The sequence below is a fragment of the Cellvibrio sp. PSBB006 genome, from assembly GCF_002162135.1.
Taxonomy (GTDB): domain Bacteria; phylum Pseudomonadota; class Gammaproteobacteria; order Pseudomonadales; family Cellvibrionaceae; genus Cellvibrio.
In genome coordinates this window covers 199,554-214,996 of the sequence record NZ_CP021382.1, presented here as the reverse complement: position 1 = coordinate 214,996, position 15,443 = coordinate 199,554, and the positions used below count along the sequence as shown (strand labels likewise).

Annotated in this window: 14 protein-coding genes; 2 read left to right on the top strand and 12 right to left on the bottom strand. The window is 48.8% G+C overall.

Annotated elements, in window-relative coordinates; all coding sequences use genetic code 11:
* Nucleotides 1-29: 29 nt before the first annotated feature.
* Genes CBR65_RS01025 through CBR65_RS01010 form a run of 4 tightly spaced genes read right to left on the bottom strand, consistent with a single transcriptional unit; the run spans nucleotide 30 to nucleotide 4,792 of the window.
* The gene (locus tag CBR65_RS01025; protein ID WP_087465137.1) at nucleotides 30-689 is read right to left on the bottom strand and encodes an NrdJb; all 660 of its coding nucleotides are present in this window, start codon (nucleotides 687-689) and stop codon (nucleotides 30-32) included.
* 9 nt (nucleotides 690-698) lie between these two features.
* The gene (locus CBR65_RS01020; RefSeq protein WP_232461298.1) at nucleotides 699-2,846 is read right to left on the bottom strand and encodes an adenosylcobalamin-dependent ribonucleoside-diphosphate reductase; all 2,148 of its coding nucleotides are present in this window, start codon (nucleotides 2,844-2,846) and stop codon (nucleotides 699-701) included.
* A gap of 36 nt (nucleotides 2,847-2,882) precedes the next feature.
* Nucleotides 2,883-3,764 (bottom strand): U32 family peptidase, encoded by an 882-nt coding sequence (locus tag CBR65_RS01015; RefSeq protein ID WP_087465135.1) that lies wholly within the window; start codon nucleotides 3,762-3,764, stop codon nucleotides 2,883-2,885.
* A gap of 32 nt (nucleotides 3,765-3,796) precedes the next feature.
* Complete coding sequence (locus tag CBR65_RS01010) at nucleotides 3,797-4,792, bottom strand: peptidase U32 family protein (protein ID WP_087465134.1); 996 nt, start codon at nucleotides 4,790-4,792, stop codon at nucleotides 3,797-3,799.
* Between the two features lie 76 nt (nucleotides 4,793-4,868).
* Between CBR65_RS01010 and CBR65_RS01005 the strand changes: the two genes are divergently transcribed.
* A complete protein-coding gene (locus tag CBR65_RS01005) occupies nucleotides 4,869-5,378 on the top strand; it encodes an SCP2 domain-containing protein (protein ID WP_087465133.1) in 510 nt (169 codons plus the stop codon).
* Here CBR65_RS01005 and CBR65_RS01000 read toward each other — a convergent pair.
* The gene (locus CBR65_RS01000; RefSeq protein WP_087465132.1) at nucleotides 5,362-6,069 is read right to left on the bottom strand and encodes a succinate dehydrogenase iron-sulfur subunit; all 708 of its coding nucleotides are present in this window, start codon (nucleotides 6,067-6,069) and stop codon (nucleotides 5,362-5,364) included. The genes CBR65_RS01005 and CBR65_RS01000 overlap by 17 nt on opposite strands.
* 208 nt (nucleotides 6,070-6,277) lie before the next feature.
* Here CBR65_RS01000 and CBR65_RS00995 point away from each other — a divergent pair, with 208 nt between their 5' ends.
* Complete coding sequence (locus tag CBR65_RS00995) at nucleotides 6,278-7,426, top strand: cytochrome P450 (RefSeq protein ID WP_087465131.1); 1,149 nt, start codon at nucleotides 6,278-6,280, stop codon at nucleotides 7,424-7,426.
* Between the two features lie 106 nt (nucleotides 7,427-7,532).
* Here the strand turns inward: CBR65_RS00995 and nrdD are convergent, their stop codons facing one another.
* The 7 genes from nrdD to narH form a co-directional block, all read right to left on the bottom strand.
* A complete protein-coding gene (gene nrdD, locus CBR65_RS00990; RefSeq protein ID WP_087465130.1) occupies nucleotides 7,533-9,374 on the bottom strand; it encodes an anaerobic ribonucleoside-triphosphate reductase in 1,842 nt (613 codons plus the stop codon).
* A gap of 10 nt (nucleotides 9,375-9,384) precedes the next feature.
* Nucleotides 9,385-9,846, bottom strand: a complete 462-nt coding sequence (gene nrdG, locus CBR65_RS00985) for an anaerobic ribonucleoside-triphosphate reductase activating protein (RefSeq protein WP_087465129.1) — start codon at nucleotides 9,844-9,846, stop codon at nucleotides 9,385-9,387.
* Nucleotides 9,847-10,029: 183 nt separating this feature from the next.
* Nucleotides 10,030-11,433 (bottom strand): oxygen-independent coproporphyrinogen III oxidase, encoded by a 1,404-nt coding sequence (hemN, locus tag CBR65_RS00980; RefSeq protein ID WP_087465128.1) that lies wholly within the window; start codon nucleotides 11,431-11,433, stop codon nucleotides 10,030-10,032.
* 115 nt (nucleotides 11,434-11,548) lie between these two features.
* A complete protein-coding gene (locus tag CBR65_RS00975) occupies nucleotides 11,549-12,415 on the bottom strand; it encodes a peptidylprolyl isomerase (RefSeq protein WP_232461297.1) in 867 nt (288 codons plus the stop codon).
* Complete coding sequence (gene narI / locus CBR65_RS00970; protein ID WP_087465127.1) at nucleotides 12,415-13,104, bottom strand: respiratory nitrate reductase subunit gamma; 690 nt, start codon at nucleotides 13,102-13,104, stop codon at nucleotides 12,415-12,417. Before narI ends, CBR65_RS00975 begins: the two co-directional genes overlap by 1 nt.
* 59 nt (nucleotides 13,105-13,163) lie before the next feature.
* Nucleotides 13,164-13,904: a nitrate reductase molybdenum cofactor assembly chaperone gene (gene narJ, locus CBR65_RS00965; protein ID WP_087465126.1), complete on the bottom strand. Its 741-nt coding sequence runs from the start codon at nucleotides 13,902-13,904 to the stop codon at nucleotides 13,164-13,166.
* Nucleotides 13,905-13,907: 3 nt separating this feature from the next.
* A complete protein-coding gene (narH, locus tag CBR65_RS00960; RefSeq protein ID WP_087465125.1) occupies nucleotides 13,908-15,440 on the bottom strand; it encodes a nitrate reductase subunit beta in 1,533 nt (510 codons plus the stop codon).
* Between the last annotated feature and the right edge of the window lie 3 nt (nucleotides 15,441-15,443).

Below are 15,443 nucleotides of genomic sequence, written 5' to 3'. Positions count from 1 at the left end.
TCGAACAGAGTTACCCACTGCGATGGCGGTTAACCACATTTTGAATTGCCACAGCTTAGGCAGGTTTTACAACCATCCATAACAATGACTGCCTTTGTATGGCACTTCAAACATAACTCAGCGGATGAGGGATATTCGTTATTCGCTGTTACAAGGTTATGACGATCTTCATATTCCTTACGCTTTTCCTGTAACAACTGCTTTTGGTATTCGCTTGGCTCCTCCGGGGTTATCAGACCAATATGTTTCATATGAGCTTCAATGGCGTCCCCTATCTCAGCAACAAGTGACGGCATAAAACGGCCACCGGATTTGAAGTATCCGCCTTGGGGATCAAATACCGCTTTCAGTTCCTCCACCAGGAATGTCACATCGCCCCCTTTGCGAAACACGGCGGAAATAACTCGTGTCAATGCAACCACCCATTGAAAATGCTCCATATTCTTTGAGTTAATGAATATTTCAAAAGGCCGACGTGTTTCATGATCAGTGCCCGCATTCAGGATCACATCATTGATGGTGATGTATAGAGCATGATCTGACAAGGGCGTTTTAATTTTGTAAGTCGACCCTGTGAGCATCTCTGGCCGCTCGAACTTTTCATGCATTTGCTCTATCGCGTCCGCGCCATCATCCGCTTTGGGCTTTACATACACACCCGTAATTTTCTGGTAGATCCTCGCTGTCATAGACTCACCTTAAAATTTCCCATAATAGCCTTCTTTAAGTGCATCATAGAGGTTTGCAGCCATGTGCAATTCTCCCTCGTACTCCACCATCTCGTTGCCCTTGAATTCCACCTTGGAACCATCAGCCAATTCGAAGACATAAGTGGTGTTTTCCAGATCCTGTTGCTTAACCAGCACACCCTGGAATGCCTCCGGGTTATACCGAAACGTGGTACACCCCTTGAGCCCTTTTTCATATGCATATAAATAAATATTCTTGAAATCTTCATAGGATATGTCGGTAGGCACATTGATTGTTTTGGAGATAGAGGAATCAACCCATTTTTGTGCGGCAGCCTGAACATCGACATGCTGCTCAGGTGTAATCTGATCACTTACCACAAAATACTCAGGCAAGCCCGTTTCACCCTTTTGCGGATGAGGTTTTGCCTGGGGATCACAAAGTTCACGATACCGAAGAAGCTCATAAGAAAACACATCCAGATTTTCCTTTGTCTTACGACCTTCGCGAATAATATTGCGCGAATAATGATGCGCAAAGCTTGGCTCGATGCCATTGCTGGCATTATTAGCCAGCGACAATGAGATAGTTCCGGTGGGAGCAATAGAGCTATGGTGAGTGAACCGACAGCCATATGTGGCGATATCTTCTACCAATTGGGGATCTTCGTCAGCCAACAGATTCATGTAGCGACTGTAATAAGCCAATAACACCTTCCCCGCTACACTGTCTCCCTCTTTGTAGTGCTGCTTCAACGCAGGACGCATAGACAACATGCCCGGCGTTAATATGAACTCCTCATTAAATATCGGTGCGGCACCTTTCTCTTGGGCAAGGGCGACCCCGGCACGCCAACCGGTCAGCGCCAGTTCTTTAGTTACCTCTTCGGTGAAGGCTACTGATGCCGGGCTGCCGTAAGCAATGCGCAGCATCGTTAATGCCGAGCCAAGTCCCAGGAACCCCATACCGTGGCGTCGCTTGCGATAGATTTCCTGTTGCTGTTCCGGTAAAACCAGGCCGTTAATCTCCACAACATTATCCAGCATCCGCGTAAACACGCTCACTACCCGCCGGAATTTTTCCCAATCGAAGGTCGCTTGTTCGCTAAACGGCTGATCAACAAATTGAGTCAAATTCACCGAACCCAGCAAACAACTTCCATAGGGCGGTAAAGGTTGCTCACCGCAGGGATTGGTGGCACGAATCGTTTCGCAAAACCAGTTGTTATTCCACTCATTAACCCGATCAATCAAAATAAAACCGGGTTCGGCAAAATCATAAGTGGCGCGCATGATCTGATCCCACAATTGCCGCGCTGGAATCTTTTTATAGACTTTACAGGCCACCTCACCTATCGCATTACGCCGATATTGTAGGGACAAGTGATCCAGGCGGCGCCATATAACCTGACTCGGATCATCCAATGCTAGCGCTGTTCGCTCAAGGTCCCGCTCCGTTAATGGAAAGGACAAAGGCCAGCTGGCATCAGCTTTCACGGCCTGGATAAATTCATCGGTAATGAGAAGGGACAGATTGAATTGACGCAAGCGCCCGTCTTCACGCTTTGCATGAATAAATTCTATGACGTCCGGATGACATATATCGAAGGTCGCCATCTGCGCACCGCGCCTACCTCCCGCAGAGGATATTGTGAAACACATCTTATCGAAGATATCCATAAACGAAAGCGGACCCGATGTATTGGCACCCGCACCGGCAACATAGGCACCTTTGGGGCGTAATGTCGAAAATTCATAACCAATGCCACAGCCAGCTTTTAAGGTCAGCCCGGCTTCCAGATTCTTCTCCAGGATGCCATGCATGGAATCCTCGATCGTCCCGGATACCGTGCAATTAATGGTAGAGGTTGCCGGTTTCCAGGTTTGCGCCCCCGCATTGGAAATAACCCGGCCCGCAGGAATAGCACCATGTTCCAGCGCCCACAGGAACTCTTTCTCCCAATGTGTTTTGCGTTTCGGCTCGACCTCGGCTAAAGCTTTTGCAACGCGGCACCAGGTGTCCGCAATCGTTTGATCGATACAAACATCGCCGTCTTTCAAACGATATTTCTTATCCCAAATATCGTAAGACGCCGATTGTAAATCCGTGATATCCGAGGACATCCCCATGTCAGCAGAATCTTGTTGAGTCATCATATTTACCTTTTTGTAGAACGACTGTGGCAAACAACATCAATCACCCGTAAGTTGGCGAATACCAGCTAAACGATGCCAATAACCATTACAATCATGTTCCGCTAATGTAGTCGTAACGCCATCCTGGTAACGCAGCCGAAAACGCTCAAGCCATTCAAACGTCTCTTCCGATTGCGGACTCAGCCGGACTACATCAACGAGTCCGGTCATTGTGTGCACGGCATTAATCAGGTTGTAGCGGTCGCCGGATTGCGTCTGAATACCATTAAGCAAAAATAGCCGTTCGCCGTCCTGATTATTGACCACTCGACCTTGCGGGTAGTTGATACAACACAATTGGCATTCATCTTTTGGTCGATCTTCAGAGCGGGCGGTAAAACAACGAGCAGACCACGCGAGTGGTAGATGGCCAAAACTGAAAATCTCCACCTCAAAACAATCGCGTACATCCTGGATCTCCGGTTGCATCAGAATAGCCTCCAGCCATTCCTGCGATAGCTCAACAGGCATCAGCCAACGCTGCATGCCCATGGCAACCAATCGGCGCAAGCTGTGATGGTTGTAACAGTTGATGGCAGCACCGGCAACAAACGGCAAACCTTGCTCCTGTAGCAGACCGATTGCTCCGAAATCGTTCGCCTCAACAAGAAATTCACCATTATCGCAATAGCGTCGCAGTTCCCGAAGGTCAGCCGGCGATTCGAGTAGGGTCATTGTTGACAACACCACTTCCTTGCCCGCTTCACGCAATTGATGCGCAATAGCCAGATAGTCCGCCAGCCGCAGTTCACGCCGCTTTGAGCAAACCGTCTCTCCCAGATAAATAACATCAGCAGAGGACTCCGCCGCAGTTTTATAAAACGCCAGCACTTTTTGTTTAGGCCAAAAATACAGTATGGGCCCCAAGGAAAATTTCATGGTTTAACCATTGTTGAGTGATTTTTACTTCCCTAACGCCAGTGCCGATGGTAGGCGCCCAACGTGGTTTGACTGCCTTCAGAGAGTTGTGCAAGCGCCCTGTTCCACTCCTCGGCTGCAACATAGCCTTCAGGGTTCGCCAGCACGCGATCAATCGCGGCGCGCCAAATATGTGTAACCTGAGCAACGTAGGCCGGGCTGCGCTGCCGGCCTTCGATCTTTACTGCCTTAATTCCTTCACGATATAAATTCGGCAACAAATTCAAGGTGTTCAGGCTGGTGGGTTCTTCCAGCACGTGATAACGCTGGTCATCAACCGTAAAACGCCCTTTACACAATGTTGGATAACCAGCGTTTTCATCGGGATCAAACCGATCAATCAAATAGTTGTTTAGCCGCGACTCCAGTTTTCCGTCACGCTCCTCCCATCGTACAAACTTTGCGGGCGAGCAGGCACCGGAATTATTGGGTGACTCGCCGGTCATGTAAGAACTCAAATAGCATCGCCCTTCCGCCATGATGCATAAACTTCCGAATGCAAATACTTCCAGTTCTGTGCTGCACGAATGCGCCAGTGCAGCAACCTGCTGCATGGATAATACGCGCGGTAAGACAACGCGGGAGACCTGGTACATGCGCTGGTAAAAATCTATAGCCGCTGCATTGGTCGCGGAAGCCTGCACAGACAAATGCCGATCAACATGGGGATAACGTTCTGCCGCATAACCTAACAACGCAATATCGCCGAGAATCAGCGCATCGGCACCGGCCTTTACCGCAACATCGACAGCGGATTGCCAGCGACTATAGTGCCCAGGATGTGCAAAGGTATTGATCGCCACATGCAGTCTCCGCCGTTGACGATGAACGTATTGCGCGGCCTGATTTAATTCATCCTGCGTAAAGTTGAGACCGCTGAAATGCCGTGCGTTAGTCTCATCGCGCAATCCCACATAAATTGCATCAGCGCCTTTTTCGAGCGCAACCTTGAGCGTTGGCATGCTGCCTGCGGGGCATAAAAGTTCCATAGCTTTACCTGATAAAAAATCTCTGCGGCGGCTGTTTCTGTTCTGCTAGTATAAATTTTTTATTATCGAGGTATGCATGATGTTTAAACGCAAATGGGTTACCCAGAAAGTGGTAGCTAGGCTACCTAATGCAACCAAAACCCTGGTGACGCAAACACCCTCAGCGTTACTGCGATTCTCCCTTGCGTACTGGCTAAATTTCGCCTTTCGCGATCCCATAAAACAGGGAGAGCTGGATTTTATTAAGCAGCGCAGGATACTTATTCAGGTTACTGATATCGCTTTTCATTTTTCGGTGGGCCTGGAAAAAAGCCGCTTGGTGGTCAACATTACAAATGATAAAGCTGATGTTCTTGTGGCGGCGGAGTTAAAAGACTTTATGTTATTAGCCGCTGGAAAAATTGACCCGGATACCTTATTTTTTCGACGAAGATTGCGGATTACCGGCGATACGGAATTGGGGCTCGCTGTCAAAAATTTACTTGACCGAGTGGAGGTTACGAAAATATTGCCATCGCTGTTGTATCGCGGCCTGCTGGAGTTGACAGAGGAATTGGCGGAGCAAGATATTAAACACCCCGCGTGAAAAGCATACGTTTTATGTGGCCAATTGCTCCCATAGGATTCAGTCCTTTGGGACACACCGCAACACAGTTGCCGATGTTGTGGCACCGAAAGACAGAAAAAGGATCTTGCAGATTTTCGAGCCGTTCAGCGGTGGCGCGGTCACGGGAGTCATTCAAGAAACGATACGCCTGGAGCAAACCAGCGGGCCCTACGTATTTCTCAGGATTCCACCAGTAGGATGGACAGGCTGAACTGCAGCACGCACACAGAATACATTCATATAGGCCATCCAGTTTTTCCCGGTCTTCGGGGGATTGCAGCCGCTCTCTGCCTACTGCCACCTCATCATTTATCAGATAGGGAGCGATGCGTTCGTATTGTTTAAAAAATAGCGTCAGGTCTACCACCAAGTCGCGAATAACGGGCATGCCAGTTAATGGTCTCAGCGTTAATATTCTGTCACCAGCGAGCACATCTTCTACGCGATTGATACAGGCAAGACCATTTCGACCATTAATGTTCATCCCGTCAGAGCCGCACACGCCTTCACGGCATGATCGACGAAAGCTTAATGTTTCATCATGCGTCTTTACATATTCAAGAACATCCAGAACCATACGGGTGCGGAAAGCGTCGTCCACCGTATAAGACGCCATATAAGGCACATCGTCTACCTCGGGATTGTAACGATAAATTTCTACCGTAAGCATTTTGCTCTCCAACAATAGGTAAATCGGGTTAATTTACTTTTCACTGGCACCCACTATAGTAATACATTCCAGCTACCACAAACGCGTTATAGGTAGAGGATGCTGCATAAACTATGCTTCTTGTGTTGCTACCCATTTAGTGAACAGCATTCAGCCATTACCTTCAAGTGATCTATTCGTCCTGTTACTGTTTATATTGAGGTATTTTATGACGACGAAATCTGATGATTGGAATCCACGCGCCGAGCAGGTACTCGATGACCCTCTTCACGCCTACGATAGAATGCGCAAGCAGTGTCCGGTGGCCTACAGTGATTATTTGCAATGGTCTTTATTTCGCCACCAGGATATCTCCCAGGTATTGCACGATCACAATACCTTTAGCAGCACGGTATCGGCCCATGTTTCTGTGCCCAATAGTATGGACCCACCGGAACACACCGTTTACCGCGCAATAATCGAGCCCTACTTTTCCTCTGACGCCATACAACGCTTTGAACCGCTGTGCAGGAATTTGGCCGACCAATTGCTGCGCGGACAATCAAAAGTAGCGTCTTTTGATTGTGTCGCGCAATTGGCTGAACCTTACGCACTTGATGTTCAATGCGCTTTTCTTGGTTGGCCGGAAGATAAACGAGACGATTTGCAACGCTGGATGAAACGCAACCAAGCCGCCGTATTGGCGGGGGATCGCACGGATATGGCAGAAGTGGCTGAGCATTTCCAGCATATGGTGAGTGATATTCTGGCGAGCAAACGTCTTTCAGGCGCAACGGATGTGATGGGTTCGCTAACCCGCGCGGAGGTGCATGGTCGACCGCTGCATGACGATGAAATCATTAGCATCGTGCGCAACTGGACTGGCGGCGAGGTAGGTACAATTTCCGCAGCGATAGGAATTATTATTTACTTTTTGGTCAGCCGACAAGACATACAGTTAACGCTGCGCCAGCACCCGGAAAAAATTCCTGAGGCTATTGAAGAGATCCTTCGAATTCATGGGCCACTATTAACCAACCGGCGCCTGACTACCCGGCCGGTTGTTATCGGCGGACGGGACATTCAAGCGGGTGAACGGTTAACGTTATTTTGGGCCTCTGCAAACCGCGACGATAGCGTGTTCGAGAATGCTTTAAATTTTCAATGGAATAGAGACCAACAGAAAAACTTACTCTATGGTAGTGGCATTCACATTTGTCCCGGCGCCCCACTGGCGCGATTGGAGTTACGTATCTTGCTGGAAGAATTACTGGCACATACCGACCAGGTAATCTCAATGCAATCCGAACCACCGTCTCATGCGGCTTATCCCGCCGGCGGATTCGTTAAATTACTTGTTTCGTTTGCTCATCCGTAACAACCATCAATTTGCCAGGGACGGCAAAAAAACTCACGTCCTTGTGAGCGTTCAAGGGGAGAAGGAGTATTCCACAGAGCACGAAATGAAATACTCGATCAGCGAACTAGAGTAACTGTATCAAGGCAGCAGCACTATGCGCCTTTTTAGGTAGTTGTATGGGTAGATCCCTGGGTGTCCGATGATAATGACGCAGGGCGTGCTCTTTTCTTCGCCCACTACTAAAGGCCGAAACACGCTTGAGGTAGCCGATGACACGAGTACCATAATCGATATCCTGCGAACGACACGCCGGGCATTCGCTCAGGGTGCGTTTATCAATATGGTCACATTGGTTACAGATGGTGATTTTTACGTTTACACAAAAATAATTACAGCCACTACGCGCCGCAATATTCAGCAAAGATATGAAGCCCTGTTTATCCAATGCTTCCTCTAGATTCAGGTGTAATGCGGAGCCACCGTCCAGATAGTCGACAAGCTGACGCCCGTGTAATAAAAACTTGTCAATCGTATTGATAGTTTCGTCTTCCACCGGATAGAAATAGGAATTGTAACAATCACGCGGGACAAAATAGCCGTCTGCCCTATCCCACTTTGCATTTTTAACCCCGAGATTTTCTGCGGGCACAAATTCCGTGTTAAACAAATAACCCCAGCGTTTCCTTGCGGTCTTGTTCGCTTCAAAGATGATCCTCAGGTGGCGCTGGACAAAGGCGATGTAATCAGGGTTATTACCAGGCAATAAGCCTTGGGATTCAGCGGCCTCAACCATGCCATTAATACCAATGGTGAGAAATTGTTTGTCCAGGCTGATAAATCCGGCGTCGTATACACTTAATATCCCTGCCGCCAGATACTCCTCCATCAGTTGTCGATACGCTACCTGGTATTGATGGACCTTATGCACTTCCTCAGCAAGATCTCGACCGTCTTGCACCAGGCGATTCATATTCAGCGTAATGACGTTGATTGAACCCGTTGCCACACCACCGGCCCCCAAGGTGTAGGAAAAGGTGTGATCGTTAATCTCACTGCGCAACCGGCAGCAGGATGCCAGTGAATCGGCGTTATCTGACAGATAAATAAAAAAAGAATTTCCCTGGGCCAGTTGTTCCGCCATACGATTGGCAAATTGGCTATCCTTGCACCCACCCTTCTCTGTCAACATCGCAACCGTGACCACTGGAAACGTCAGGATGGCTTTTGTACGCTCCTGATTAAACCATCCCATAAAGAAATCCTGCAAAGCACACACGGATGTCCAATCTGGTTTGGTAAAATCCGGGAAGACAAAATTACCAAACATAGCCTCAAAGTAATAACTGTCGTAGAGCGAGATATTCCAGAAAACGCTTTGGTAACCCCGGGCTGCGGCAGGTTGATTCAGCGCATAGACCACATGCTGTAGATGATTGCTCACTTCGCGGGTATGCGTGATCAGATAGTTATCCCCATAATCGCGGCGTGCGAAGTAATCAAAGTATGTCAGAAACTCAACGGTTGCTACTGCGCCGGCAAATTGCGCGCTTACCGCGAATACCAGGTTTACAAAACTGCCACAGAAAGATTCGAGGTGTTGGGGTGCGCGGGACTCCCCACCTAATTTGGTTAAGCCGTCGCGCAGGAAGGGATAGAGCGTGAGAGATACACAATAAGGCTTCAGGCTGGTTTCATCGTGCACATAAATTTCATGGTGTTCTATTTGGCGTAGGTATTCATTAGCCAACGCGTCGCCAAATAATGCTGATATTTTTTGTTTCACTTTAGCACGGTTGACTTGGACAAAAAAATCTTTCATCAACTCGGTTTCCAGTGTCGCAATATTTTTCTGCGTCACATTGGCATTAGGGTCCATCCTTGAACTATCAGCAGCATTGTCAGCCGCGAGATAATCCGCAATAAAATTCAGCTTATGGTCCAGCTGCTCCGGATTGAGACGTAACATGTCATTCTCCTTAAAAGGTTTGGGTAAATTTATGGTTCAGGATTTCGTTGGTGCGCAGATCAACAAAGCGTTGATTCGTCTTCGGACTGGTCAGTCCGCCGAGTTCGGGTCGCCATGGACCTGTCTTTAGGTAAGTGAGGTGTTCTTGCAAAGAAGGAGAAATGTGTTCCAACCCGGTGTAGAGACATCGATGTAATCCAGCGTTACGAACGAGGATCAATAGCGGCAAGAGCGCACGTGGTTGCCACTCACCGCCCAGAAAAAGCACGCAGGTGATCATGTCGCGATATTCCTGAATTCGGCGACTGAGGTAATCGGCGGTAAGCAGTTGACCTGCGTGTGGGTTCCAGGTGTGGTTGCTGTGACAACCCGCGCATCCCACCCGGCAACCACTGATGGTATAAGCCAGGCTCGTCTCTCCCGGTACTTCCTGCCAGACAATATATTCGTTAGTAAAGCGAAGATATTCCATGCAATCACCACATATAGTGTTTTTTATTTATACGCCTTCTATATGTAGTAAAACATAAAACACAGAGCATGACCCTACCCCATCGGAGGTAGGCCGGGAGAACATGCAGCAGCAGAAAAAACGCCGGGAACCGGCGTCATGATCGTGAAAAAGCAAGAGGAAACGACGGAGGTAAAACGATGATCAGATAACTTTTGAATAGCGAATCTGGTTGCCTTTTTTCAAATACTCATCGAATACCATACAAACCCTACGAATAAGTAAACGGCCCGCGTTATGGACCTGAATGCCTGTAGCACTCACGGAGAGTAGTCCGTCTTCAATCATCGGAGTCAGCTCGGCCAACTCTTCTGAAAAATGTTGTTGTGCATTAATGCCAAAATTTTGTTGAACATCGTTAAAGTCCAGAACAAAGTGGCAGATCAATTGGTTGATGACAAATTGCCGCAGATGATCCTCTTCACTCAAGGCAAAACCTTTCACAGAAGCCAATTTCCCACTGTCAATTAATTGCTGGTATTGCTCAACTACCTTGGCGTTTTGCACATAAACTCCACCAAATGCACTGATGGATGACACACCAAACGCTACCAGATCGCAATCGCCATGGGTTGAGTAACCTTGGAAATTTCGTTGTAACTTCCCGGCGCGCTGAGCTTGCACCAAACTGTCTTCGGGTTTGGCAAAATGGTCCATACCGATGTACACATATCCCGCCTGCTGCAATGTCTCGATAGACATTTGCAGGATGTCGAGCTTCTCCTGCGCTGAAGGCAATTCTTTTTCCTTGATCAACGCCTGGCTTTTAAATAGGTGCGGCAAATGCGCGTAATTAAATAAGGATAAACGATCCGGTGAGAGATCAATGACTTGTGCCAGGGTTGCCGAAAAACTTTGCTTTGATTGCAGCGGCAATCCGTAAATTAAATCCATGCTGATTGAGTGGTAATCTTGCGCACGTAATGCATGCACCAACGTCCTGACATCATCGACTGTATTGTACCTGTTAACCGCCTTTTGGACGCGCGGGTCAAAGTCCTGCACACCCATGCTGACCCGATTAAAACCCAATTGACGCAAATGCCCCATGGTACCGGCACTTACCCGGCCAGGATGAATCTCGACACTGTATTCACCGCTGTCATCATGCAACAAATTGAAATGGGTTCGCGTGGCTGACATAAGCAAGGTCATTTCGTCATCGCTGATAAAGGTCGGGGTTCCGCCGCCCCAGTGGAGTTGCTTCACCGGACGACGGGTATCAAACCATTGCGCTTGCATCGCCAGTTCTTTTTCGACTCGTTGCAAATAGGGTTCTGCACGTTTCTTATTGTTAGTGACCACCTTATTGCAGCCACAATAGAAACATAAGGTGTCACAGAACGGAAGATGGAAGTACAACGACAGAGATCGCTGGCTGGCGTTGCTGCGCTCCACCGCAGCGGCAAAATCGGCAGGAGAAAAATGAACGCTGAATTGAGGCGCAGTGGGATAAGACGTATAACGCGGCCCAGCCAAATCATATTGACTGATCAACCGGGTATTCCAATGTAGGGGAGTATCAAATGAAGGGGAAGATGATGACATGGTGCCTCACGGAGCTAGGGTTTGTTTTCAGACTAACAAACTGGTCATTTAATCGATTGATTTATATCAATATTTCCTTCGATCCAAACGCCCTGCTCCCTGCCTTCAGGTAACATCACTGCATCAATGGCGAAGTGGATACATCAAACGTATAACCTTCAATATCCGCTTGCGCAATCAACCTGTGAATGTACTGCGCAATCGCTTTGGTACGGACTTTTTCATTCAGATAATCGGCAATCCGATCTTTTACTGCACTGTAGGGTAACTGGGTGCCGGGAATATTGCGCTCAATCCACACCACATGCACACCGTAACGGCTTTCTATCGGATGAGATAGCAATCCGGGCTTGGCTGCAAATACGTGACGCTCAAATTCCGGGATTGTTTGGCCGCGCGTAATCTGGCCGAGGCTGCCGCCCAATGCCCGGGACGGACATGCTGACGCCTGCAGTGCCAGCGCCGAAAAATCCTCACCGGATTGCAAAGCGACAAGGAGTTGCTGCGCGCGCGACTTTGCTGCGATGCGAGCTTCATCATCATCGGGCGCAGCGGCGATTAAAATATGACGCAATTCCAACAGTGGTGAGGTAACGAAACGTGCTGTGTTAGCGTGATAATACTGGGCACATTCCTTGTCCGTTGCTTCCGGTGCTGTCACTTCAGCATTCAGCAACACCTCGAGCAACTCATCTTCGGAAGTTCCGGTATTGTCTAACTGTAAGGACGCCGCGCGCTGGCGAAGTAATTCACCGATAATGAGCGCTTCAGCGGCTTTGAACATGGCTTCCCGTTGCGTTGTGGCCGGGTGATATTGCATCTCGGCTGCAATATTTTCCCCCGAAATGTGATGATGATTAACCCGTATAGTCGGTACGCTGTGACGCTCGCTGGCCATCAATGTATCGCTATGAATAATCTTCAACGCCGAGTTAATTTGTGCTGTGGTGTCCTGGGCAGGTGTGTGGTGATGTATGGTCATTATGCATTCCCCCGGCGACGCACGACTTGGTAATTACGATTGAGGTACTTCAATGGAACACTGAGGATATGAACCAACCGGCTGAACGGGAATACGATAAACAGTGTCATGCCCAAAAAGACATGTGCTTTAAAAATCCAATGCACACCTTGAATGGCCTCTGCCGCCGCAACACCATGAAAAGTGACGATGTTCTGGGCCCAAGCCATCAACTTCAGCATTTCTTGCCCATCAAGATGGCCCAGTGAAACAAAGATTGAACTTAAACCCAGCAGCAATTGCGCCAGTAATAGCAACAACACAGCGATATCCATTCTACTGCTGCTCGCACGTACGCGTTCGTGCATCAAACGCCGATGAACCAGAATAACCAATCCGTAAAGACACAACACCCCAAATAATCCACCCGCCACAATGGCAACCACCTGCTTCATGGCAGGAGTAATGCCGAATACATGCCACACGCTTGCAGGTGTCAGCAATCCGACAAAATGACCGAATAAGATACCCAGGATACCGACATGGAACGGAAGGCTGCCACGGCGAAGTTGCTTTTTCTCCAGCAATTGGCTGGAGCTGGCTTTCCAGGTGTATTGTTCCCGATCATACCGCGCCCAGGTGCCGATAATGCATACCGCCAAAGCAATATAAGGATAAACACCGAAAACAAAAAAAAGACTATTAGACATGATGACTCCTTAAAGCGCGCGTATAAAATGACTTCACGCAACGCGGTTATTAGGCGGTATTACTCCGTACGCACAGGGATAGTGGTTGCCCCTGCACGAGCAAACCCACTCAGATCCAGCACCTGTTCCTGATCGCGCCGTTGATCGCCAGTGGGCCGATAGTTCGCCGCAGAACAGGCATCACCCGCACTTTGAGCGGTAAATGTGACAGCCTCTTCCTCCCACACTTTATCCAGGGCTTCCGGCGTATCGTCGCGTTTTTCAGTGGCGAGTTGTTTGCGCAGATCGACTAAATCAACTTTTGCACCAGACAGCTGTAATAGCGCAGCAAAAACTGCAGCATAACTATTGCTACGATCCTGCAAGCGACATAACAACAGCGCTACTATATGTGCTATCTCCTCTAGCCCCAGGCGCGCATTCTCTTCACCTTGCGTGGATAAAAACTCAAGATATAACGGAATATAATCCGGCAGCTCTTTTGCTGTCAGTTGCAGGCCGGCTGTTTTATATTGCTGTAGCAGATCCACCATGGCCTGGCCGCGATCGCGTGATTCACCATGAATATGCTCAAAAAGCAATAGGGATAATGAACGTCCCCTCTCAAAAAGACCGTCATACTCTGCTTGCCAATCCAGCAGGTCCCCTGCGCAACGCTGGTTGATAAAATCTGCGAGGGACTCGATCACATTCGACGTCACCGGCAATTCCTCAATTAACTCAAGCAAGCCTGCGCGAGCGTTGTGTAGATCTGCCGTTGGATAATCCAGCAGCAGCGAAAGAACTCGTAGCGACTTCATTGTTTACTCCTTATGGTTTGCCGGAACAACCTGACGCACAACGGTTGACTTAGCACCAAATAAATTCACATTATTGTTGCCATCACTACAGCCATTGCCAAAACTGAAGCCACACCCGCCCTTCAAATCATAAGCTTCTTCCGCATAGGCGCGGTGGCTGGTGGGAATAACAAAACGGTCTTCATAATTGGCCAGCGCCATGTAGCGATACATATCTTCCACCTGGGCGACGCTCAAACCAACTTGTTGAAGCACGTCCAGATCCTCTACACCATCGACTTGTTGCGCGCGCTTGAAGGCTCGCATAGCAATCATTTTTTCAAGTGCTTCAATTACCGGCTGCTCCTCTCCGGCCGTCAGCAAGTTAGCCAGATAACGCACCGGGATGCGCAGCGATTTGAGGTCCGGAATTTCACCGTTCATCCCCACATGGCCCGCCTGCACGGCGCTTTGAATCGGTGACAGTGGCGGCACATACCAAACCATGGGCAAGGTGCGATATTCCGGATGCAATGGCAGTGCAATCTTCCAATCAATTGCCATCTTGTAGGTTGGTGAATTTTGCGCGGCAGTGATCCAGGACTCGGGTATACCTTCAGCCTGTGCAGCGGCAATCACACCAGGGTCGTGGGGATCAAGGAAGATATCCAATTGAGCTCGATATAAATCCGCTTCGTTGGGCACACTGGCTGCCTCCTGAATTCGGTCGGCGTCATAGAGCAGAACGCCCAGATAGCGAATGCGGCCGACGCAGGTTTCAGAACAAACCGTCGGCTGCCCTGCTTCAATGCGGGGGTAACAAAACGTACATTTTTCTGACTTGCCACTTTTCCAGTTGTAATAAATTTTCTTGTATGGACACGCCGACACACACATGCGCCAGCCACGGCACTTATCCTGATCGATTAGCACGATGCCGTCTTCTTCACGTTTATAGATAGCACCGGATGGGCAGGAAGAAACGCAGGCCGGGTTAAGGCAGTGCTCACACAGTCGCGGCAGATACATCATAAAGGTCTGCTCAAACTGGCCGTAGATATCTGCCTGAACCTTGTCAAAATTCTTGTCTTTGCGACGCTTTTCAAATTCCGTGCCGAGGATCTCTTCCCAGTTTGGACCCCATTCGATTTTCTCCATACGCTCACCGGTAATCAGCGAACGTGGGCGCGCCACAGGCTGGTGCTTTTTCGCACCGGCGGTGTGCAGGTGCTGGTAATCGAAGTCGAAAGGTTCGTAATAATCATCGATTTCGGGCAGATCCGGATTGGCAAATATATTGGCCAGTACACGTAATTTCCCACCGACGCGCGGTTGTAATTTACCCTTGCTGGTTAACTTCCATCCGCCATTCCATTTCTCCTGATTCTCCCATTCTTTTGGATAACCAATACCGGGTTTGGTCTCAACGTTATTGAACCAGGCGTACTCAACGCCTTCCCGAGACGTCCAGACATTCTTACAGGTGATCGAACAGGTATGGCAACCGATGCATTTATCGAGGTTCAGCACCATGCCGATTTGGGCTCTGACTTTCATGGG

Excerpts from the sequence above, each read along its gene's own strand:
- CBR65_RS01025 (WP_087465137.1), bottom strand. The coding sequence starts at position 689 with ATGACAGCGAGGATCTACCAGAAAATTACGGGTGTGTATGTAAAGCCC.
- CBR65_RS01020 (WP_232461298.1), bottom strand. The coding sequence starts at position 2,846 with ATGATGACTCAACAAGATTCTGCTGACATGGGGATGTCCTCGGATATC.
- CBR65_RS01015 (WP_087465135.1), bottom strand. The coding sequence starts at position 3,764 with ATGAAATTTTCCTTGGGGCCCATACTGTATTTTTGGCCTAAACAAAAA.
- CBR65_RS01010 (WP_087465134.1), bottom strand. The coding sequence starts at position 4,792 with ATGGAACTTTTATGCCCCGCAGGCAGCATGCCAACGCTCAAGGTTGCG.
- CBR65_RS01005 (WP_087465133.1), top strand. The coding sequence starts at position 4,869 with ATGATGTTTAAACGCAAATGGGTTACCCAGAAAGTGGTAGCTAGGCTA.
- CBR65_RS01000 (WP_087465132.1), bottom strand. The coding sequence starts at position 6,069 with ATGCTTACGGTAGAAATTTATCGTTACAATCCCGAGGTAGACGATGTG.
- CBR65_RS00995 (WP_087465131.1), top strand. The coding sequence starts at position 6,278 with ATGACGACGAAATCTGATGATTGGAATCCACGCGCCGAGCAGGTACTC.
- nrdD (WP_087465130.1), bottom strand. The coding sequence starts at position 9,374 with ATGTTACGTCTCAATCCGGAGCAGCTGGACCATAAGCTGAATTTTATT.
- nrdG (WP_087465129.1), bottom strand. The coding sequence starts at position 9,846 with ATGGAATATCTTCGCTTTACTAACGAATATATTGTCTGGCAGGAAGTA.
- hemN (WP_087465128.1), bottom strand. The coding sequence starts at position 11,433 with ATGTCATCATCTTCCCCTTCATTTGATACTCCCCTACATTGGAATACC.
- CBR65_RS00975 (WP_232461297.1), bottom strand. The coding sequence starts at position 12,415 with ATGACCATACATCACCACACACCTGCCCAGGACACCACAGCACAAATT.
- narI (WP_087465127.1), bottom strand. The coding sequence starts at position 13,104 with ATGTCTAATAGTCTTTTTTTTGTTTTCGGTGTTTATCCTTATATTGCT.
- narJ (WP_087465126.1), bottom strand. The coding sequence starts at position 13,904 with ATGAAGTCGCTACGAGTTCTTTCGCTGCTGCTGGATTATCCAACGGCA.
- narH (WP_087465125.1), bottom strand. The coding sequence starts at position 15,440 with ATGAAAGTCAGAGCCCAAATCGGCATGGTGCTGAACCTCGATAAATGC.